The 19,911-nt window shown below is 68.4% G+C and carries 16 protein-coding genes; 6 read left to right on the forward strand and 10 right to left on the reverse strand.

Annotation, left to right across the window (positions count from 1 at the left end; genetic code table 11):
• Window positions 1-123: 123 nt before the first annotated feature.
• Window positions 124-1,788: a DEAD/DEAH box helicase gene (locus QSK31_RS36955; RefSeq protein WP_285689351.1), complete on the reverse strand. Its 1,665-nt coding sequence runs from the start codon at window positions 1,786-1,788 to the stop codon at window positions 124-126.
• Between the two features lie 161 nt (window positions 1,789-1,949).
• Complete coding sequence (locus QSK31_RS36960) at window positions 1,950-3,335, reverse strand: ParB N-terminal domain-containing protein (RefSeq protein WP_285689352.1); 1,386 nt, start codon at window positions 3,333-3,335, stop codon at window positions 1,950-1,952.
• A 192-nt stretch (window positions 3,336-3,527) separates the two neighbouring features.
• Here QSK31_RS36960 and QSK31_RS36965 point away from each other — a divergent pair, with 192 nt between their 5' ends.
• On the forward strand, window positions 3,528-4,172 hold the full coding sequence (locus QSK31_RS36965; protein WP_285689353.1) for a KpnI family restriction enzyme N-terminal domain-containing protein: 645 nt from the start codon (window positions 3,528-3,530) through the stop codon (window positions 4,170-4,172).
• Here the strand turns inward: QSK31_RS36965 and QSK31_RS36970 are convergent, their stop codons facing one another.
• A complete protein-coding gene (locus QSK31_RS36970) occupies window positions 4,173-5,414 on the reverse strand; it encodes a DNA cytosine methyltransferase (RefSeq protein ID WP_285689354.1) in 1,242 nt (413 codons plus the stop codon). It abuts the gene before it with no gap.
• Window positions 5,415-5,517: 103 nt separating this feature from the next.
• Between QSK31_RS36970 and QSK31_RS36975 the strand changes: the two genes are divergently transcribed.
• The gene (locus tag QSK31_RS36975; protein ID WP_285689355.1) at window positions 5,518-5,973 is read left to right on the forward strand and encodes a very short patch repair endonuclease; all 456 of its coding nucleotides are present in this window, start codon (window positions 5,518-5,520) and stop codon (window positions 5,971-5,973) included.
• Window positions 5,974-6,063: 90 nt separating this feature from the next.
• Here QSK31_RS36975 and QSK31_RS36980 read toward each other — a convergent pair whose 3' ends face one another.
• Entirely contained in the window at window positions 6,064-7,038 is a 975-nt protein-coding gene (locus QSK31_RS36980) for a NaeI family type II restriction endonuclease (protein ID WP_285689356.1), read from the reverse strand.
• Between the two features lie 185 nt (window positions 7,039-7,223).
• Between QSK31_RS36980 and QSK31_RS36985 the strand changes: the two genes are divergently transcribed.
• From QSK31_RS36985 to QSK31_RS36995, 3 genes are read left to right on the forward strand one after another with little or no spacing between them, the layout of a single operon-like run.
• Window positions 7,224-8,189 carry a hypothetical protein gene (locus tag QSK31_RS36985; RefSeq protein WP_285689357.1) on the forward strand — a complete coding sequence of 322 codons (966 nt, stop codon included), beginning with the start codon at window positions 7,224-7,226 and terminating at the stop codon, window positions 8,187-8,189.
• A complete protein-coding gene (locus QSK31_RS36990) occupies window positions 8,189-9,244 on the forward strand; it encodes a hypothetical protein (protein ID WP_285689358.1) in 1,056 nt (351 codons plus the stop codon). Before QSK31_RS36985 ends, QSK31_RS36990 begins: the two co-directional genes overlap by 1 nt.
• The gene (locus QSK31_RS36995; RefSeq protein ID WP_285689359.1) at window positions 9,241-12,183 is read left to right on the forward strand and encodes an NHL repeat-containing protein; all 2,943 of its coding nucleotides are present in this window, start codon (window positions 9,241-9,243) and stop codon (window positions 12,181-12,183) included. The genes QSK31_RS36990 and QSK31_RS36995 overlap by 4 nt, the downstream gene beginning before the upstream one ends.
• Here the strand turns inward: QSK31_RS36995 and QSK31_RS37000 are convergent.
• From QSK31_RS37000 to QSK31_RS37020, 5 genes are all read right to left on the reverse strand, one after another.
• A complete protein-coding gene (locus tag QSK31_RS37000; protein ID WP_285689360.1) occupies window positions 12,177-13,439 on the reverse strand; it encodes an erythromycin esterase family protein in 1,263 nt (420 codons plus the stop codon). The genes QSK31_RS36995 and QSK31_RS37000 overlap by 7 nt on opposite strands.
• 23 nt (window positions 13,440-13,462) lie before the next feature.
• Window positions 13,463-14,596, reverse strand: a complete 1,134-nt coding sequence (locus QSK31_RS37005; RefSeq protein WP_285689361.1) for an Ig-like domain-containing protein — start codon at window positions 14,594-14,596, stop codon at window positions 13,463-13,465.
• A 117-nt stretch (window positions 14,597-14,713) separates the two neighbouring features.
• Window positions 14,714-16,108: a M14 family zinc carboxypeptidase gene (locus QSK31_RS37010; RefSeq protein ID WP_285689362.1), complete on the reverse strand. Its 1,395-nt coding sequence runs from the start codon at window positions 16,106-16,108 to the stop codon at window positions 14,714-14,716.
• A 297-nt stretch (window positions 16,109-16,405) separates the two neighbouring features.
• The gene (locus QSK31_RS37015) at window positions 16,406-17,104 is read right to left on the reverse strand and encodes a 2-phosphosulfolactate phosphatase (RefSeq protein ID WP_285689363.1); all 699 of its coding nucleotides are present in this window, start codon (window positions 17,102-17,104) and stop codon (window positions 16,406-16,408) included.
• A 9-nt stretch (window positions 17,105-17,113) separates the two neighbouring features.
• Window positions 17,114-18,328: an MFS transporter gene (locus QSK31_RS37020; RefSeq protein ID WP_285689364.1), complete on the reverse strand. Its 1,215-nt coding sequence runs from the start codon at window positions 18,326-18,328 to the stop codon at window positions 17,114-17,116.
• An 87-nt stretch (window positions 18,329-18,415) separates the two neighbouring features.
• Between QSK31_RS37020 and QSK31_RS37025 the strand changes: the two genes are divergently transcribed.
• Window positions 18,416-19,297, forward strand: a complete 882-nt coding sequence (locus QSK31_RS37025; RefSeq protein ID WP_285689365.1) for a LysR family transcriptional regulator — start codon at window positions 18,416-18,418, stop codon at window positions 19,295-19,297.
• Here QSK31_RS37025 and QSK31_RS37030 read toward each other — a convergent pair.
• The gene (locus tag QSK31_RS37030; protein WP_285689366.1) at window positions 19,248-19,907 is read right to left on the reverse strand and encodes a GntR family transcriptional regulator; all 660 of its coding nucleotides are present in this window, start codon (window positions 19,905-19,907) and stop codon (window positions 19,248-19,250) included. The genes QSK31_RS37025 and QSK31_RS37030 overlap by 50 nt on opposite strands.
• Window positions 19,908-19,911 lie beyond the last annotated feature (4 nt).

Consider the following 19,911-nt stretch of genomic DNA (forward strand, 5'->3'; position numbering starts at 1 on the left):
GCACCCTGCAAGTGCCTTCCGTGACAGGAAACTTGGACCCTCAGCAAGTCCTATTTTCCCTGATCAGAAGGCACTTCTTCGTTTCTGCCCAGTCCTTGGACACCCCTTAACGAAGGGTCGAGGCTAGCGGGAAGGCTTGGCATCGAGATGCCCCATAATTGACTGAAGATCCGCCATATCCAGACCGCCGGCTACGGCGGGCTCTTCGGCGAGATCGGCGAGTTCTTGCACGTCGTGATCGTCCAATACGGCTCCCATGAATCTGAGCTTCATCGCCAACCTGTGTTCCACCACTTCGTCGATGGTTTCAGCGGTGACAAGGACCGTGATATTCGTCCGGACATCCGGCGCCAGTCCAAGGCGATGGATGCGGTCGAGGCTCTGCATATATCGCCCCGCGGCGAAATCTCGATCGATGTAGACCGCGTCATGACACGCGTGATGCAGGCTGATCCCCTCGCCGAGAGTTGCGGGGTTCGAGAGCAGGGCCCAGCACGACTCATCGTTGCGGAACCGATCAAGCTCCAACACGCGATCCGCATCGGCAACTCCACCATGGACCAGGGCCGGATTGAACTCCCGCAACATAGCTTTCAAGGTATTCAAGCTACGAACGAAGTTGGTCCAGACTATGGTCTTGCGTCCCTTGCTGGCATTCTCCGCGACTATGCCCAGCGCCTCCCGATACTTGGGGGAGAATTCATAGCTAGGAAGATCCGCGAGCACCTCCGTCAACGACGCGTTCGCGGGCGCCTCGAGTGGAGGCACCCGATAGACGAGGGGGTCGTAGCGAGAGGCCCCAACGGACAACAGCGCCGGACTGGTCGCGGCCATCAGCAGGTACATGACGATGCGGCCCATGGCCTCGAAGTCGCCCGGGCTATTCGCCGCGCGTGCACTCATCTCGCCAACCAGCGCCCGGTAGATCTCATCATGCAGCGGCGGCATCAGGAGCCTGCGTATCCCCATGCTTACCGGCGGAAGGTCCAGGTCAGCCTTCGTGGTACGCGTATAGAGAGGACGAAGCGCTTCGCTCGCCGAGCGCAGGTCGCCACCCGCCAAAGCCCTCGCCACCACTTGCCGTCCGTGGCCGGGCCACACGAAGCCCATCAAGTTTTCCAAGTCACGCGCGCCGTTCGGCGCCGGCGTGCCCGTCAAGATCATTCTGCGCTCGGCCAGTGGACTGAGCGCAATACACGCGCTGCCGTAGGCACCAAGATCTCCCAGCTTCATCCGGTGCGCCTCATCCAGCACGAGCATGGCTCGCCGCTGACTCAGCCAGCGCGCCAGAACAGCGCGGTTCCCGGGGAGCCGCTCATAGGTCGCGACCATGAGATCGGCGGCCGAGTCCGCAACGCCCTCGAAGACATGCATATGCAGCGGCGACCCCGCGTACGACTCCGCGTTCTCGGTACGCCACGCCTCAAATGCAGACTTGGGCGCGACGACCAGAAGTCTGTCAACACGACCGCGCAGCTTGAGAGCGTGAAACGTGGCTAGCGTGACGCGCGTCTTTCCGGCCCCTGGAACACTGAAGTTCGCGCCGTGGTTCATCGACAGCAGCTTGCGGACGTCACGACGCTGGCAGTCTGTGAGAGGCGACGTCCAGCCTTGCTCGAACAACCATTCGATTTCATCGTCGCCGATCAGGAGCTGAGGCTCCTCGCCGTCGTCCAGCTTCCCCGTAACCGCATTTGCGTCGGCAAGGTTGCCCTCGACGAGCCGCTGCAGATCGGTGCTCCAGACGACGTCAGCGGGCCAATGCTGAAGCTCGAGGATGTTCGCCATGAGGTCATCGAGTCCTACCTCGAGGAGCCCGGGACCGAGGAGCGTCGCCGTCCTGAACCGAGGCGCGAGATTTCGCAGCATGTCAGCGAAGTCGGCGCGGGCGCGCATGATCACTGTCGACGAGTCGGATCCGAACTCGATACGAAGCGCCGGAGACCCGCTCACTCACCCTCCCGGGTGGCCCGCTGTAGCCAGAGCAGACCGTCGCCCGGCTCGGAAACGCCGCGGGAAACCTGAGCCACGATAGCTGCCAGCGTGCGACGGATGACAAGAAAACCTTCATCAAGGGCATCGATATCGAGAAGCCCCTTGCTACGTGCTTCGACGATGTCATCGACCACACTCTTGAGCAGGTCGTTCGCGTCAGAGAGCTTCTCGGGAGCTGCCGCCTTGCGCTTGCGCAGTGAGCCGTCTCGCCCCGCCGCACGGATACCCTTTTCCAGAGCGGCATCCATCGAGTTGATTAGGTCATTGGCCTCTTGGAGCGTCGCCGCTGGTGCTTTGCCGGCAGACGAGGTCGCTTTGGCCTTCAGGACGGCGTCGGTCGTCGCCTTGGCCGCCTTGACACTCTTCGACTCGCCTGTGACGGTCGCTCTGGGACTCAAGCCTGGAATGGAGACCCTGTCGCCGCCACCCTCGCCGTCAAACTTTAATTGTGCCGGGAGCTTTCCCTCAAGGTGCTTTTCCCGGAAATTTGGTTCGATCCAGCGAATATCGGTCTTGGCTTTACCAAGAACGATAGCGATGAGGCGATTCTCCTTCATGCGCTCAGCGCCTTCGTGATCTCTCGGTTCCAGTTCAACGTACTTTCTCTGCAGCTCCTTGAGCTTTTCCTGATGATCCTCGAAGTCAACGAGGCGCATGCCCGCGATCGAGCCGTCCGGGAGCTCGACCTTGCTACGCTCGATCGCGTCCCGGACAAACTGAAGAATCCATCGAGCCTGCCGGAAGGTCTTGCTCTGGATGCGGAACTTCTTGCAAATCTCGGCCTCTGGCAGCCCTCGGGCCGCCTCATCCTCGATCGCGATCAGCTGATTGATGTACGAGTAGTCACGGCGATGCTCCTTCCGGAGCTGTAGCTCAAGCTCCACCGCCCGGATGTCGGGCCACGTCCAGTCCCCAGGGAGTACACCGACCCTGATGTTCTCGCGGCCCAGTTCTCGAAGTGCAGCGTGGCGCGTGTTGCCGTTAACGAGGATCCCGGACGGCGTGATGATGCCCGGATCCTTCTGCTCGTACAGCCTGAGATCATCCATCAGGTTGTCGAAGTTGACGTCTCGACGGCTCGGGTCCGCCGGATCAGCCGTCAGCAGGTAGTGCAGGTATTCCTGGCTCTCGTCCGACCAAGGATCGGATGTCAGGCCCTTGTCCTTTGCCAAGTCATGGTCACGCTGCGCGCGGATCCGATGCGTTTCCGGGTTGTAGTACAGATCAGCGATCGGCATGGGGACGACATCGATGTGACAAGGCTGGCCACGCCACTCGATGGTCACCGACTCACGCGTGCCGCCCTGAGAACGCGCCTGCTCGATGCGGTCGGCGACCATCTCACGAATCTGTATTCCATTGGGCGGCTCTTGGATTGTCACTACGTTCCCCCAGGGCTCGAACGGCGGGCCTAAGCTTCTCGTATGATGCGGCATCACGCCTCATCCGGTTCGTCAAACGCCGCCAGCCGTGGAGGTAACGTCGTGGCTCCTGCTCCACAGTGGGACGACAGATCGGTTAAGCGCGGCACGATGGTTCGTGTCGCACTCTGGCTACTTCAGGAGGTCGGCGAGGGAAATGTATTTACCAAAGCGGATCTAAGGAACGCCTTCCCTGGTGTTGAGCAGGTTGACCGCCGGATGCGAGACCTCAGAGTACGAGGATGGCGTATCGGCACGAACACCGACGATGCATCCTTGACCCCGAACGAGCTTCGATTCGCCCAGGCCGGAGACAACGTCTGGGAGGCCGGAAAGGCGCGGCCATCAGACGGAACACTAACGAGTAAGTCGCGTAAGGCGATCTTCGAGCGAGACCACTACCTATGTGTCAGCTGCGGAGTTGGCGGTGGCGAGACCTACGCTGACACCAGCTATGACACCGCCCAGCTGGGGATATCGGTACGGCGAGAGGAGACGGGTGGCGTCCCCAGGGTCTCGTACTTCACCGAGTGCGGCCGGTGTCGCGCTGGTGGCAATGCGACCCGAGCGCTGGAGCTCGAAGAGGCGCTCCGCATCGTTGAACGGCTCAGTGGCGACCAGCGCTCGCTCTTGAGTAGCTGGATCCGCCGAGGCCAGCGATCCGCGACGTCGGCCGACCAGGTCTGGGCGATCTACCGTCGGCTCAGCGACGCCGACCGTAAAGCAATTGCCGACGCTGTGGATGCCCCACGTTGATCAGCTGATCCGCGAACGCTGCTTGAGGAACGCCTCGTGACGGTTGTGATCGTCCTGGCCAACGAACGCCTTGAATTCGCCGAGCCGGTAGGCCGGGCCGGAGGTTCCGTTCTCCACCTGGATGTCGAAGTCGCGGCTGAGCAGGCTGATACGTCGCTCCAGGTCAGGCGCAGCGATCGCTGCGCCGACGGCCCTGGAGAGCTGATTTGCCGTGAGGAAGCCGTCTGCGTCGCGAAGCGCGGTGTAGATCGGGTCGTGCTCGGCGGACACCCGCTGCTGCGGAATGCCCTCATGCCGGAAGGCGCGCGCGATTGACTCGCCGACGGCCCTGGCCACCGGCGGTGGGAAGGCATTGCCGATCTGCCGATACTTCGTCGTCTTCCGGCCGTGGAATTCCCATGGGTACTCGCCAGACCAGCCCTGAATCCGAGCGACCATGTCGCAAGTCAGCTTCGGCCCAACCGCGAAGCTGGCGCCTGGCTGTGGCGGGTTGTCCGCCACGCCCAGGCCGTCCACTCCCATATCCGCCCACGCCCGCTTTGCCCGTGTCGGCCCGAGGTCCGCACCACCGTGCTTCTTCGAGCCGCCGACAACGGTAGGTGCGATGCGGTTGGCGCGTGCCGCCCAGGCACTCGCATCTTCCCAGCCGTCGGCACCCATGAGGTCCACCAACGTCTCCCCTACAGTCAACGGCGGATCCATCGGTTCCGGCCAGCGGAAGTACGGTGCATCCACCGCGTTCATCGCCACCAGGACAAACCGTGGCCGGAGCTGGGGAACCCCAAAGTCGGAAGCCTGCAACAGCCGCCACTCGCCGACGTACTCCAGCGCGGCGAGCCTGTCCAGAACGTGCTGCCGGTACCCAGCGAACCGGGGCATGCTCAGCCCACGGACGTTCTCTAGCATCAATGCCCGTGGCTTGACCTGATCGACCAGCTCGATCGCCCAGGCGAAAAGGTCACGCTCATCAGTCGCGCCCAGTTGCTTGCCCGCAATGGTGAACGGCGGACAGGGAACACCGCCGGCGAGCAAAGAAACTCCCTCGTAGGCGCGGGGTTTCCACACCGCCTCGTCGGCTACGTCGCCGGTCTCCACCTTCCAGGAGGGGCGGTTGTTCTTGAGTGTCTGTGACGCGTTCGCGTCGAGCTCAACCGCGAGCGCATGCTCGAAGCCCGCCTTCTCCAAGCCTAGTGCCTGACCGCCGGCACCGGCACAGATCTCGACGACGTCGAAGCTAGTCACGAGACTCCTCCTCCAGGGGGTAGGCATGGCGGTCCTGGACCGCCGGGTATCTTGCCGTCAGCGATGCGGCGTCGCCGATGCGCTGCGTAACGGTGGAAACCGGATGTCTGACGAGCTGGCTGACAAGCGAGCCGCGGCCCACGCCCGCGGCCTTTACCCGGCGCCGCTGAATGCGGGCCGGTCGCGAAACATGCAGGCCAACCGGCGCACGAACACCAAACCCGAAGTGCTGCTGCGATCGGCGCTGCATCGGCTTGGCTACCGATACCGGAAAGATCTGCAGCTCAAGCTGGACAGCGTCCGCGTGCGCCCTGACATCGTCTTCACCGGCCGGAAGGTGGCGGTGTTCGTCGACGGGTGTTTCTGGCATGTGTGCCCGGAACATGGCCGTCAGCCCACGACAAACGAGTGGTACTGGACGCCGAAGCTCAGGCGCAACATGGAGCGTGATAGGTCGGTCAACGCCTCCCTAGAGGAGGCTGGTTGGCAGGTTGTCCGCATCTGGGAGCACGAGCCATTACCCAAGGCAATTGAAGCCGTACGCTCTGCATTGGAATGACCGAACATGCGTTCTACTCTATCGGCCGCTTCCCGGTACGCGGCAACCGCCACGCCTGACACATTCGAGTTCAATTCTTCACACTTTCCGCTACTCGACCTCGGCGCGGACCTGCTCGCTGAGCGGACCGTAACCATCCAGGTCAGGTGCGGGAACGGCCACCCAGGCCGCACCGGTCAAATCGAAGCCTAGGTCCTCTGCCAGCTCACGCTGCGCCGGCCACTTGCCGCAAAGTAATTCCAGACCGAAGGGGCGAACGAGTGGCCGGATCGCCCGCACTCTGCGCATGGGATCGTCGCGATTAGCGCAAACCGTCAGAATGACAGCCCGAGGAATAACGACCTGCGGCAATGTCCGGAACAGATGGGTTAAACGCGGCTGCTGTCCCGCGTCGCCAAAGACGACGTCGAGGTCGGCAGGTTCCAGCATTTTCAGCGGGTTCGGCCGCAGTGGCTCCCATCCATAGAGTTCGACTGCATATGCGCGAAGCGCGTTCGCGAGCACCCCTCGCTTGCCGTCGTTGTTCGCGCCGTCCCGCAACCACGCCCGATGCGTACGCATCAGCCATGCCTTATGGCGATCCCTCTCGAGGTCAAGCCGGATGAGCAGTGTTACCCCGCACTGCCCCTCCTTGGGTACGGCCCAGTTGCCGCCGATGGTCCCTTTGATCTCCAGCCCGACACCCGCCACCTCGGTGTCAGGGTGCCTGAGACGAGGCAACTCGAAGTTCTCGATAACGTGGAACTGCAGTTTGGTACCGATGCTGCGCCGTTCGTCGCTGTCGACACGTTCATCGCGGATGTCGAACCTGTGCGTCCGGGCACCGTCGAGGACGTAGTAGATCGCGTCTTCGACCGCGTCTCCGATGAGTTCCGGGGTCCGGCCGAAGATCTCGAACCAGCCATGGACCGCCTGAAGTTCGGAGTCATGCTCAGGGCGGTCGAGAACGTGTACGTCGCCCCTGTCGTTACGACAAGTTTCGCCCGGTGGCGGCGCGGGTCTCCCACGACCGCCAGCGCTGGTGGCCGGCATTTCAAAGAGCGCATCCGCGGCACCGCTGTCCACCCGCGGCACACTACGCGCCGCCGATCGAGCGTGGCGACAGGCGGTGTGTTCCTCGCCTGCCGCCGCTGTGGCGTAGGTCTCGCTACCTAGATGCAGCCGAGTGGAACCTGGGCCGGTTCTCAAGGTTTGGGGGCTGTCGTCGATCGAAGGGAGATCGGTCCCCCCGATCCACGATGAGGCTGGTCATGAAGAACTCTGTGTTCGTGCGGATGCTTGGCGCCGCTGTTCTGGTTGCCGGTGGGGTTGTTGTCACCGGGGCGCCTGCCTCTGCGGCCGCTCTCACCAACGTCGGGTGGTCGATCTCCAAGCCGCACCCTGGGGACTCCGGGGTGCGGTACAGCTGGAACTTCACCACCGCCACGCTGGGCACCATCAGGACCGTCGCCTTTGATGTGCCGGCCGGCACCTCGGGCGGGGCCCTGAGCGTGACCGATGTCTACGGCATCACGGCGGGCGGCACCGCTTCGCTTTCCGGGACCACCGTCACGTACACGATGGCCTCGGGGTTGTCTGTCGGGCCTGGTGTGAACGTGCTGGTGGCGATCGACGGGTTCACCAACACGGCCACGCCGGGGACCTATGCGAGCACGGTCACCACTCAGACGTCCGTGCCGGCGACCATTGACACGGCGGGCAGCAACACCGTGTCCGTCAGCAACAACTCGACGTCGGTCACCGTCAAGGTGGCGCGGTCCACCGGGTTCTCGCTGAACACGACCGGGTTCACCATGATGCTCGACCCGTCGGTGCCGGCTCTGACCGACCGGACGCAGCCCGTCACGCTCAGCGTGATGACCAACGCCGCCAACGGGTACGCGCTGGACACCCGGATCGACCACCAGCTGCAGGGGTCGGGCGCCACCATGGCGGCCAGCTCCGCCGGTAAGGCGACCGGCTTCAGCGGCGGCGCGTTCCCGGTCAACACGTTCGGTTACACCGTGGGCGTGACCGGGGCCGGCACGGCGAACGGGGCGGGCTTCGCGTCCACCGGCTACGTCGGCTACACCACCGCCGGGGAGACCGTGGCGTCCGCCACCGGGCCCACCAACGGTGACACCGTGACCCTGACCAACCGTGCGCGCGTGGACTTCCTGCAGAAGTCGGACGCGTACACCGGCACGGTCACGTACACCGTGACACCTTCCTACTGATGAAGGTCCGGCTCGCGGCGGCGATCGCGGCGACGCTCCTGGCCGTGCCGGCGCCGGTCCAGGCCGCGCCGGGTGGGACCTCCATCTCGGTGGGTGGTCCGGCCGAGCCGGTCGTGATGCGGACCGGTGGGTCGGTCACCACGAGCATCAGGATCACCAACGGTACGAACACCGCCGAGCGCGTCGCCCTGCAGCTGGCCACGTTGACGCCGGAGGACGACGGGCGGCTGTCGGTGGTGGATCGGGCCGACCCGGCGTGGTCGGGACGGGTGGACCTGCCGGCGCAGGTGACGGTTCCGGCCGACGGTGGCATCGAGGTGCCGGTCACGGTGACCGCGCCGGCCTCGCTGCCGGCCGACTACTACCTGATCGGGGTGCTCGCCGAACCGGTGGTCACCACGCCGCGCGAAGGTGTGCAGGTCAACGCCCGGGTCGCCGCCGTGCTCAACATGGACGTGCCGGGGGTGCGGGAACGCGAGGTCAGCGCGGCGTTCGGCTCGCTGCCGCGGTTCCGCTTCGCTTCCGAGTTGACGGGTACGGTCGACGTCAGCAACGTGGGTGACGCCGGCGCGATGACCCGTACGCAGGTCCGCATCGACGACCGCGACGGCCGCAACCTGGCCGTGCTGCCGGTGTCCGGCGAGGACCTCCAACTGCTCCCGGCAGGGACCAAACGCACCCTCGGGTACGCCTGGACGGCGACCGACTGGGTGACCGTGGTGCGTCCGCGGTCCGATGTGTCGTATCTGAACGACGGCGAGATCGTCGGTGATGTGACCGTGCGGGGCAGCCCGATCGTGCTGATCGCCCCGGCGTTCATCGTCACCGTCGCGGCCGCCGTCGCGCTGCTCGTCGGGCTGGCAACCGGCCTGATCGTGGCCCGCCGGCGCCGCCCGGCCATCGCCGCGCGCCACGCCACCAGCTCGCGCAACAAGACCGGCCCGCGTAACAAGACCGGCTCGCGCAACGGAACCGGCCCGCGCAACGCCGGCCCGCGCAGTGAAAACGCCCCACGGCACGCCGCCGCGGGAAGACAAGGGAAGGCCGCGCGATGAGACTGCGCGCGACGCTGGCCGTGGCCGCGTTGGTGGCCGCCCTGGCATACGCGCCTCCGTCCACCGCCGTGGCCTCCGGCGACCTGGTCTCCGTCGGTGGCGTCGCCGGCGCCGGCCCGGCGACGTCGATCGCGGTGAACCCGCGCGGCCTGGCCGTTACCGCCGACGCTCTGTACATCGCCGACCAGCGCAACAGCCTGATCCGCAAGGTCGACCTGGTGTCCGGCGTGGCGTCGGTCGCGGCCGGCACGGCGGCGCAGGGGTTCACCGGCGACGGCGGCCAGGCCACCGTGGCGTCGCTGAACACCCCGACGGACGTGGACGTCTCCGGCACCACGATGTACATCGCGGACAGCCTCAACCACCGGGTCCGCGCGGTGTCGCTGACCACCGGCGTCATCTCCACGGTCACCGGGATCGGCACGAACGCCTCCACGGGTGACGGCGCCGCGGCCACCGCCGCCGCGGTGATGGGTCCGACCGGGATCGCCGTCGACCCGTCGGGCAACATCTTCATCACCGAGCCGTCCGCCGACAAGGTCCGCAAGATCACCGCGGCGACGGGTCTCATCAGCACGTTCGCCACGCCCACCACGCCGCGCGGGATCGACACCGACTCGGCCGGCAACGTCTACGTGACCACCGGGCACACCGTGGTGCGTTATCCGGCCGCCGGCGGCGCGGCGACCACCCTGGCCGGGACCGGCACGGCCGGCTCGGGCGGCGACAACGGCCAGGCCGCCATCGCGCAGCTGAACAACCCGTACGGCGTGACCGTCGACGCGAGCGACAACGTCTACATCGCCGAGACCAGCGGTCACCGCATCCGGCTGATCACGGCGGCCACCGGGATCATCACCACGGTCGCCGGCAACGGCACCGGCGGTCTGCTGGGTGACGGCGCGGCCCCGACGGCTGCCCGGCTCTCGTACCCCGGCGAAGTGGTTGTCGGCCAGGACGGCGCGCTCTACATCGGGCAGTTCTCCACCACCGCGCAGACCCCGATCTACTCCGTGGTCCGCAAGGTCGCGAGCAACGTGATCAGCACGTTCGCGGGCAACGGCTGGTTCGCGTTCTCCGGCGACGGCGGCCAGGCGGCGGATGCCCAGTTCGACAGGCCCGCCGGGATGGCCGTCGATTCGGCCGGGAACCTGTTCGTGGCGGATTCCTACAACAACCGGATCCGCAAGATCGCGCTGGACGGCGTGGTGACCACCGTGGCCGGGTCGGGCAGCGGGTGCACGACGGGCTGCACGACCGCGCTCAGCGTGAAGGACGGTCAGCTCGCCACGACGGCGTTGCTGTACCGGCCGACGAACGTGGCGGTGGACGCCGCCGGCAACCTCTACATCAGCGACGTGGGGCACCGCAGGATCCGCATGGTGGACGCGAACACCGGCCTGATCAGCACGATCGCCGGTACCGGCAGCAGCGGCTGGCAGGCGGACGGCGTCGCGGCGGCGTCCACCAACGTCAGCTCGCCGCAGGGACTGCTGGTGTCCGCGGACGGCACCACGATCACCTTCGCCGACTCGGCCGACCGGCGGATCCGGCAGTTCACGGTGGGCGGCACCATCGCCACCATCGCGGGTACCGGAGTGCAGGGGCGCGTGGACGGCGACGCGCTCACGGTCGCCACCCTCTACCAGCCGATGGACGTGGTGTTCGGCCCGAACGGCGCCCTCTACATCGCCGACGGCACCGGCAACCAGATCCGCCGGCTCAGCAACGGCGTGATCACCACGATCGCCGGCTCGGCCTCCGGCACCGGCGGCGTGACCGGCGACGGCGGCCTGGCCGCGGTGGCGGCCCGGCTGTACAACCCGGCGTCGCTGGCCATCGACCCGGCGGGCAACCTCTACGAGGCCGAGGTCAACGTCGCATCCGGCCTGGTCCGGCGGATCGACCGGAACGGCGTGATCAGCAACATCGCCGGTACGGCCGGCATCACCGGCGGGTACACCGGCAGCGGCGTGTCCACCAGCAGCCGGCTCTTCGCCCCCGGCGGGATGATCTTCGACGCGGCGGGCAACCTCTACATCACCGACCAGAACGCGCAGCGGATCCGGATGGTCCGCCGGGCCACCACGATGGCCACCTGGTGGGTGTCGTCCTATGTACAGTCGGCGACCAACGTCTCGTACGCGTACGACCTGACGACCGTCACCGCGGCCACGCTCGGCTCGATCGCGGTGACCATCCCGACCGGCTCGGGTGGGACGCCGACGGTGAGCGCGGCGTACGGGGTGCCGGCCGGTGGCTCGGTGGTGCGCAGCGGCACGACGGTCACCTACACGCTGCCGGCGCCGCTGGACGTGCCGGTCGGCGTACACATCTATCTGCGGTTCGCGGGGTTGTCGAACCCGGCCACGGGCGTGCAGGCCGGTGGGGTGAGCACGATCAGCAACGTCGGCGCGGTGGTGGACTCGGCGGGGACGAACTCGATCAGCTTCGCCACGTCCGGCACCGCGTACTCGCCGGGCACGCCGCGGGTGGCCACGCTGAGCCAGCCCGCGGCGCTGACGGTTTCGGTCAGCCCGGTGAGCGCCGCGCAGTCGGACCGCACCTCGGCGAGCGCCTGGTCGATCGTCAGCACGGCACCCCGCGGTTACACGCTGACCGTGCAGAGCAGCGGTTTCTCGGGTACGGAGGGCACGCTCACGCCGATCTCCACCGGCATCGCGACGGCCGTGACGTCGGGAACGATCCCGGTCAATCGATTCGGGTACGCGGTGAGCATGTCCGGCACCGGCACGGTCAACGGCACCCTGGGCACGAAGTGGGCCGGCTTCTCGTCGACCCCGGAGCAGATCGTGTCCGCCGCGACGGCCGCTCCCGCCGACACCATCACGCTGAGCATGCGCGCGGAGATCGACTACCTGATGAAGGCCGGCACCTACACCGGCACCGTCACCTACACCTTGACGCCCACCTATTGAGATCGATCGGCCGGGCTGACCTCCGGAATGGTGATCATCAGGTCGTAGGCGTCGAGGATCGGCGCCTGCTGGTAGGTGTCGAGGATGCGCAGGCGGTCCGGGGCGTCGCCGATGCCGGCGGCACGGGCCGGGCGCAGATCCACCGCAGACAGGGTGCCGGGCATCGCCGCCTCGACGCTGCCCGCCTCCGGCGCCGGGAGGTCGGCGCCGACGATCGCCACGCCGCCCGGCGCGTCGGCGTCCGGGCGGTGGGTCAACGTCCGGCCGCCGGCGCAGGTCACGCCGACCGCCACATAGTCCGATCCGAGCCTGGTCGCCAGATGGTGCCCGGCGGCGGAGAGCGGGAAGCCCGGGGACCGCACCGGGGTGCGCTGGATGTGGCTGTTGTGGGCCGCAACGATGATCTTCGCGTCCGGCCCGAGGCGGTCCAGCAGCCAGAACACCGTCTCGGCCATCCCCCGGTCGCGGGCGGCCACCCGCGGGTGCACGGTCGGCGCGCCGCCCTCGCTCGCCACCTGCGCCGCGTAGCCACGCATCGCCTGGTCCAGCAGAACCGCGAGGCGCAGCTCGTGCCGGGCGATCGCGTGGGGTTCGACGCCCGCGGCGGCCCGGTACTCGGGTTCCAGCGCGTCGAACCGGGTCGCCAGCTCGGCGAGAGTCGCGGTGATCCGGTCCCGCTCGGCCGCGTCCAGGCCGAGATAGGCCGCGTACGCCGGCAGCGCGTGCTCACCGGCGTACTTCCCGATCAGCGCGGCCAGGCGGTCCAGGACCGGCTCGGCATCCGGGTCCACTTCCCGCAGGTAGCGGCGGATCCCCTCGATCGCCGGCAACGACGATGAGGTCGAGCCCGGCACGTCGAGTCCGAAGAACCGGACGGGCGGGGTGGCCGCACGCATCCACGCCAGGTGATCGCGCATCTGCGCGCACCGCCCCATGGTGTACGTGATGTTCTCGTCGGCCAGCGTCCGCAGATCCTCGGCTGTTCCGGCGCCGCGCACCCAGGCGTCGACGGCGAGGCCCTCGCTGAACCCGGTCTCCATCGCGTACACCGTGAAGCCCAGCCGCTCGGCCAGGAACCGCTGCAACCGATGCCGCAGCAGGTAGAACTCGCTTACCAGGTGCGCGTTCTCGCCGATGGCGATCACCCGGGCCGCTGCGAGGCGCTCGGCCAGCGGTTCGAGGTCGTCGAGCGGCGCGGCCGGATCCACAGTGGTCAGCGGAATGGCGTGCTCGGCGACGTACCGGGAGAAATCCATCGCGCCAACCTACTCGTGCCTCCTCAGAGGCGGTAGGTACGCGGCTTGGTGCTCGACGCGTTGCCGACCGGGTCGAAGGCATAGAAGGACACCGCGTACGACCTGCCGTAGATGCCGGTGTTCAGCAGGAACGAGAACGGCGCCGACGTGTCGGTGGCCACGATCCGGTTGTTGACCCGCATCTCGACGCGCTGGACGCCGTTCAGGTCGCCGGCCGTCGCCGGGATGCGCAGGAAACCGCGCGGCAGCTTCGTGCCGGTCGCCGGTGCGACGATCGTGATCGTCGGCCGGGTGTTGTCGACCCGGACGACGCGTCGCGAGATGGTCGCGTTGCCCCAGCGGTCCTTGACCGTCCAGGTGAGGATCCGGGCGCCGTCGCCGCCGATCGGCAGCGTCGTGGTGAACGGCGGGGTGATGTCGGTCGCCCCGCCGAGCAACGTCGCCTCGGCCACGCCGGACGGGTCACTCGCAACGATCGTGCTGGTCAGCGTCGTCCCGTTGACGAAAGCCTTGTCGCCGGGGCTGACCGAGCCGACCGTCGGACCCAGGTCGTCCACCTGGAAGGCACTCTGCACCTTGGTGACGTTGCCGGCGCGGTCGGTGAGCTCGAAGTTCAGGTGTCCGCTGTGGCCGAGCGCGTCCCAGTTCAGGGACCACGGCGCGGCGCTCGTCCGGCCGAGCTCGGTGCCGTCGGCGTCGAACATGACGAACTCGACCACGTCGGCGTCCGGGGTCGCCGTGACGACCGTGTCGCCGTGGACCAGGTCGGTCAGGCCAGGCGTGAACGTGGCCGCCGGCGCCTGGGTGTCGACCCGCACCCGGGTGGTCAGCGAACTGACGTTGTCGAAGTTGTCGTAGGCCCGCACGGTCACGTCGGCCTCGGTGTCGTTGAGGTCGGCGGGCGGCTTGAGCAGCACCGGATCGGCCGTTCGCCGCTGCTTCTTGAGCACCACCTTGTTGTTGATCAGCACCTCGATCGAGACCGCGCCGGTGGTGAAGGTCGGCGAGATGAGCTGCTCGATGCCGATCCACTGACCGGCCTCCAGACCGGTGCTGAGCACCAGCGGAGCGGCCGCCGCCGCGGGGGCCGTCAGGCCCGGACCCGCGATCACCACCAAGCCCAGCGCCGTCACCGCGGCCAACTGCCGTGCCTTCACGTCGCGCCCCCGCTCATCGCTGTGCGTTCCCCGTCAGACACGATACGACAGCGTCCACTGTCGACGAGCCAGCCGATCAGTCAGGTTTCCGGCAGTTGAGCGTCCAGGGTGGACGCCTCAGCCGGCCAGCGTTCCGGCCAGGTGCGCGGCCGCGGCGATCGTGGCGGCGTACTGCGCGCCGACCAGCCGGCGGATGGCGATCGGTTCCAGCTCGGCGGCCTTCGCGTCCTCGGCGAGCCAGCCCGCGTACCGCTGCTCCACCTCCGCCAGAGCGGCCCGCGCCGCCGCACGGACATTGCCCACCGCCGCCTCGCCGCGCAACGCCCGCAGCAGGATACCGCCGTAACGCAGCCGCCATTCGTGCACGTTGAGGGCGAGCGACGTGGCCTCGGCGACGGTCGCCGGCCGGTCCGCCGACTGGCGCAGGCTGCGCTCATTGCGAGCCGGGCCGGTCTCGGAGAGGAAGCGCGTGAAGAACCGGGCGGCACGCCAGAACGGCGACTGCGGGGCGAGCAGGTCGTCCCCCACCGCGGCCAGGGTGCGGCTGAGCAGGTCGGCGACGTCGATGAGCTCGGCGGCGTTCGCGGCCAGTGCGTCCCGGTACGAGACACCGGCCGGCGACGTGTCCCCGACGCGCGGGTCATGCCAGTACGGCAGCTCGCTCACCAGCATCAGGGCGCCCCAGCGGTCGGCGTACCAGGTGGTGCTGCCGCCGCGGATCAGCCACGGCTCCCCGCGGGCCATGGTCCGCTCGTAGACCTTCGCCAGGGCGGTCGCCTCGTAGATCGCGTCGTCCAGCACCACCAGGTCGGGCGCCTCCGGCTCACCTCGGTCCAGCGAGATGCCCAGGTGGACGGGCACACCCTGGAGCACCGGGTGCAACGCCGGCTCCGGCCGGCTGAGCCAGTAGTACGCGCCGCCCAGCTCGCTGTTGTGCAGCGAGGCGACCAGGGCCGGCCGGTGCTCGTCGATCAGCCGCATCAGCGCCTGCGTCTCGGCGATCGGCTTGTCGAAGTACGCGCCCTCGTGGTTGATCGGGAACGTCCACTCCACCTGATCCCGTCCGGCCGGGCGGTAGAAGTTCCGCGCGTAGTGCGACCGGGTGAACGGCCCGCGCAGCCAGCCCTCGTTGAGCCGCAGCCCGTCCGGGTCGGCGCAGTCCACGATCCGCCAGCGGTGCCCGAGACGTTCCCGCAGGCCCGGGTCGGCGCATAACCGCTCGGCCAGGTGCAGCGCGGTCAGCCCGCCGATCGGCTCGTTCGGGTGGGGCAGCCCGAAGGCGAGCGCCTCCGGCACCGAGCCGGGCGCCTCACCCGGCCGCCGGTCCACGGTCAGGCACCAGAGCGGGTCGCCCTGCCGCGAACTGCCGCACCGCCGCAACGTCGCCGCCTCCGGGTATTTCTCGGCGATCCGGCGCAGCCCCGCGTGCAGCTCGTCCACCCCCGCGAACGCCGGATAGTCCGGCACCGTGTCGAGTTCGGTGAGCAGCCAGTCGGGGAGGGCGTCGATCATCCGCCCATCCTTACGAAGAGTGCGCCGATGAGACCAGACGGTCACAGCGGTGTTCCGGTCGCCGTCAATCCGATAAACGCACTGGTCGACGGGTCCGGAGTCCGATTGTGATCTCCCTCTGAGTTGACGTTCTCCAGGCCGGCACGACCAGTCAACCTGTTCTGTGGCACCCGCAATGACCGTTACCACGAGGTTCCCGGTCGGGCCGGCATCCGCCGGCCGCCGCAAGATCGTGACCGCGCCGTCACGTGACGTTGTCCTCCCGTATACCGGGGGATCCTCCCGGATGCCGGGACGTCATCCGGCGGCCTTTCGGAACTCGCCGTCGGTCAGCAACGGGACCACCGAGCTGCTGTCGATCTCGGCGGCGATCGCCACGTCCTCCGGGAAGCCGCCGGCGATGAGCTCACGGCCGCTGACCGTCGCCGTCAGGTCGCCCGGCTCGGCGGCAGCCGCGGTCAGCGCCTCCGGCGAGGCCTCCGAGAGGTCCAGGCCGCGCAGGACGGCCGCGGCGCCCCACAGGTCCTCGACGGCCGGGCGCAGCGAGCCGTCCGGCCAGTGCTCGCCGCCCGCCACCACGGCCACCGCCACGTCGCCCTGAGCCGCGATCCACCCGGCCACCGCGGCGGCGTTGCGCAGGGAGGCGGCCACGACGCGGGCCCGGCCGGCGGCCAGGGTGAGCGCGATCGTCGAGCCGTTCGGCGACGGCAGGACTACGCGTGCTCCGGGCGTACCCCCCTGGCGAAGAGTGACCGGCGACAAGCTGAAGTCGCCCGGGCCGGCCGCGCGCCGTCCCAGAGCCAGCGCCGCGTCCTTCTCCTGCGCGTAGCGCGCGGCCGTCTCGTCGTTCCAGCGGTACGGCAGGACCACCATCCCGGTGTCCAGGGCGACGGTCACCGACGTGGTGAAGGACAGCACGTCGACGACCACCACGATGTCGGCGTTCCGGCTGATCACCCGGCCGCCGGTGAGACCCCACTCGAAGCTGACTCGCACGGCTGGGGATTATGCGCGAAGCGCCTTGACCAGCGGCAACGCCGCACCCAGCGCAACCAGGACGATCACCGCCGTGAACCCCACCAGCGCGGCGGTCAGCGACACCGACAACGTCGCGACCCCGAGCCCCACCACCGGCACGGCGAGCCCGATGTAGCCGGCCAGGAAGATCCCCGCCAGCACTTCTCCCCGGTGCGCCGCCGAGGCCAGCGACCCCGCCACCGCCAGCGCCGCCTTGAACAGCACCCCCGCGCCGCCCCCGCCGAGCACCCCTCCGGCGAAGAACCATCCGAGCGACCCCGACCCCGCGACGACCACCGTCACCATGACGATCCCGATCACCAGCAGACCGGCGCCGAGACCGACCTGGGTCCGCAGGCTGACCGTCCGCAGGGCGATCTGCCCGACCACCGCGGCGGCGAAGGCCACGAACACCACCGACCCCGCGACCGCCCGCGACGTGATGTGCAGTTGCCCGGAGACGAACCCCGGCACCAGGGACGTGAACAACCCGAGCACCGCGAACGCGGCGAAGGCGATCCCACCGGCGAGGTAGAAGCGTCCCCGGGCGTCGTGCGGCACCCGTACCCGCTGCGGGCGGTAGGCGGGCCGGACCGCGGGGACGTCGGCGGTCTCCGGCACCAGCCCCACCCCGACGAGCGCCAGCGCGAGCAGCACGAGGAACACCACGAACGGGGTGACGAGGGGCGCGGGGATCCATTCGGCGAGGGCACCGGACAGCAGGGCGCCGACGCCGAAACCGCCGATGTTCGCCGCCGTGGCCACGATCTGGCCGCGGGCCACGCCGGCGCCGGGGCGGGCGGTCAGGTGCAGTTCGAGGATGTGCGCGGTGATGGTCGCCGTCAGCATGCCGATGCCCAGCCCGGAGATGAGGCGCGCCAGGATCAGGCCGGGCAGGGCGGGCCACAGCAGGAAGAGGACGGCCGAGGCGAGTTCGAGGGCGACGGCGGGCAGCAGGATGCGCCGCCGGCCGAGAGTGTCGCCCAGATGCCCGGCGAGGAAGAGGCTGACCGCAACCCCTACCGCGTACGCGGCGAAGGCGATCGTCACGGCGAACGTCGAGAAGCCGTCGCGCTGCTGGTAGAGGGCCCAGAGCGGGGTCGGCACGGTGCTGTACGCCATGACGATGAGGAACGCGCCGGCGGCGATCCAGAAACCGGCGCCGTGGCTGACCGCCTGCCGCCGTGCGGAGAGAAGGACCATGTCACGAGCTTCCGCCGCCACACCCATCGCGTCCAACGCTAAAATGCGATGAGATTGATCGGGGAAGCAGATGGGTCGGAAGGGCAGATGGAACGACGTCAGCTCGAGGTGTTCGCCGCCGTGGCGCGGGCGGGCAGCTTCACCCGCGCGGCCGGCGAACTGCATCTGGTGCAGTCGGCCGTCTCCGCGACCGTCGCCGCGCTCGAGACCGATCTGGGCGAGCGCCTGTTCGACCGCACCACGCGGCGGGTGCAGCTCACGGCGGCCGGCCAGGCGCTGCTGCCCCGGGCGACGGCGATCCTGGATTCCTTCCAGGCGGCCAGGGACGCGGTCGACGCGGTGCGCGGCGGCCTGTCGGGGTCGGTGCGCATCGGCTACATGACGAACGTGACGCTCTTCGACATTCCGCATCTGCTCGGCCGCTTCAACGCCGACCACCCGGCCGTCACCATGCACCTGGCGCCGGCGGCGACCGGCACCGCGGGACTGGCCGAGGGCCTGCGCCGCGGCGACCTCGACCTGGCCTTCCTGGCCGCCACACCGGAGGACTACCCGGACCTGGACGTGCAGGTGCTGGCGTCGTCGGCGCTGGGGCTGGGGGTGGCGGCACGAGATCCGCTGGCCGCCAGGACGACCATCCCGCTGGCCGGCACCGCTGGGCTCCGCTTCGTCGACTTCCGGGCCGGGTTCGCCAACCGCACCCTGGTCGACGCCGAGTTCCGGCGCCGCGGGCTGTGGCGGGACATCCGGATCGAGACGTCGGACACCAACGACACGGCCGCCCTCGTCCGCAACGGGCTCGGCGTCGCCTTCCTGCCCAGGTACCTGGTCGAGGGCGACGACAGCATTCACCTGATCGAGATCGAGGACGCCACCCTGGAGATGAACGTGAGCGTGGCGACCGTTCGCGACCGGACCCTCAGCGCGGCAGCGCAGAGCTTGGCGAGGATGGCGTACCGAAGGCGGTGAAGTTGTTCAGGGCGGCCAGCACGCTGGTCAAGTGGGCTCGCATGGCCTCCTCGGCCGCCACGGGGTCACGCGCGGCGATGGCGTCGATGATGGCCAGATGCTCGGGCAGGGACGTGAACGGGCGGCCGGGCATCAGGGAGAGCCGGAACTGGTGGCGGACCATCTGGCCGTGCAGCTGCTCGATGATCCGGCTGGCGGACGTGTGGCGCGCGATGGCGCGTACGCGGGAATGCAGTTGGGCGTTGAGATCCGAATAGCGCAACATGTCCGCCCGGCCGACCGCCGACTGCATCTCCTCACCGAGCGCGCGCAGCGCCGCGACCTCGTCCTCGGTGACCCGCTCAGCGGCGCGCGCGGCGATCAGCCCCTCGATCGCGCGGCGCAGCTCGGTGATCTCGATGGCCTCGTCGAGCGACACCTCCCGCACCCGGGCGCCGCGGTTCGGCTGGAGCTCGACCAAGCCCTCGGTCGCCAGCTTCGTGAACGCGTTGCGTAACACGAACCGGCTCGTGGAGAACCGCTCGGCCAGCTCGGTCTCGATCAACCGCTGGCGAGGGGCGTATTCCCCACGCAGGATCGCGTCACGCAACTCCGACAGGACGTCACTCATGGTG

Source organism: Actinoplanes sp. NBRC 103695, from assembly GCF_030269485.1.
Classification (GTDB): Bacteria; Actinomycetota; Actinomycetes; order Mycobacteriales; family Micromonosporaceae; genus Actinoplanes.

Excerpts from the sequence above, each read along its gene's own strand:
- QSK31_RS36955 (WP_285689351.1), bottom strand. The coding sequence starts at position 1,788 with ATGGCGAACATCCTCGAGCTTCAGCATTGGCCCGCTGACGTCGTCTGG.
- QSK31_RS37000 (WP_285689360.1), bottom strand. The coding sequence starts at position 13,439 with ATGGATTTCTCCCGGTACGTCGCCGAGCACGCCATTCCGCTGACCACT.
- QSK31_RS37010 (WP_285689362.1), bottom strand. The coding sequence starts at position 16,108 with ATGATCGACGCCCTCCCCGACTGGCTGCTCACCGAACTCGACACGGTG.
- QSK31_RS36990 (WP_285689358.1), top strand. The coding sequence starts at position 8,189 with ATGAAGGTCCGGCTCGCGGCGGCGATCGCGGCGACGCTCCTGGCCGTG.
- QSK31_RS37025 (WP_285689365.1), top strand. The coding sequence starts at position 18,416 with ATGGAACGACGTCAGCTCGAGGTGTTCGCCGCCGTGGCGCGGGCGGGC.
- QSK31_RS36985 (WP_285689357.1), top strand. The coding sequence starts at position 7,224 with ATGAAGAACTCTGTGTTCGTGCGGATGCTTGGCGCCGCTGTTCTGGTT.
- QSK31_RS37030 (WP_285689366.1), bottom strand. The coding sequence starts at position 19,907 with ATGAGTGACGTCCTGTCGGAGTTGCGTGACGCGATCCTGCGTGGGGAA.
- QSK31_RS36965 (WP_285689353.1), top strand. The coding sequence starts at position 3,528 with ATGGTTCGTGTCGCACTCTGGCTACTTCAGGAGGTCGGCGAGGGAAAT.
- QSK31_RS36960 (WP_285689352.1), bottom strand. The coding sequence starts at position 3,335 with ATGGTCGCCGACCGCATCGAGCAGGCGCGTTCTCAGGGCGGCACGCGT.
- QSK31_RS37020 (WP_285689364.1), bottom strand. The coding sequence starts at position 18,328 with ATGGTCCTTCTCTCCGCACGGCGGCAGGCGGTCAGCCACGGCGCCGGT.
- QSK31_RS36995 (WP_285689359.1), top strand. The coding sequence starts at position 9,241 with ATGAGACTGCGCGCGACGCTGGCCGTGGCCGCGTTGGTGGCCGCCCTG.
- QSK31_RS36975 (WP_285689355.1), top strand. The coding sequence starts at position 5,518 with ATGTCTGACGAGCTGGCTGACAAGCGAGCCGCGGCCCACGCCCGCGGC.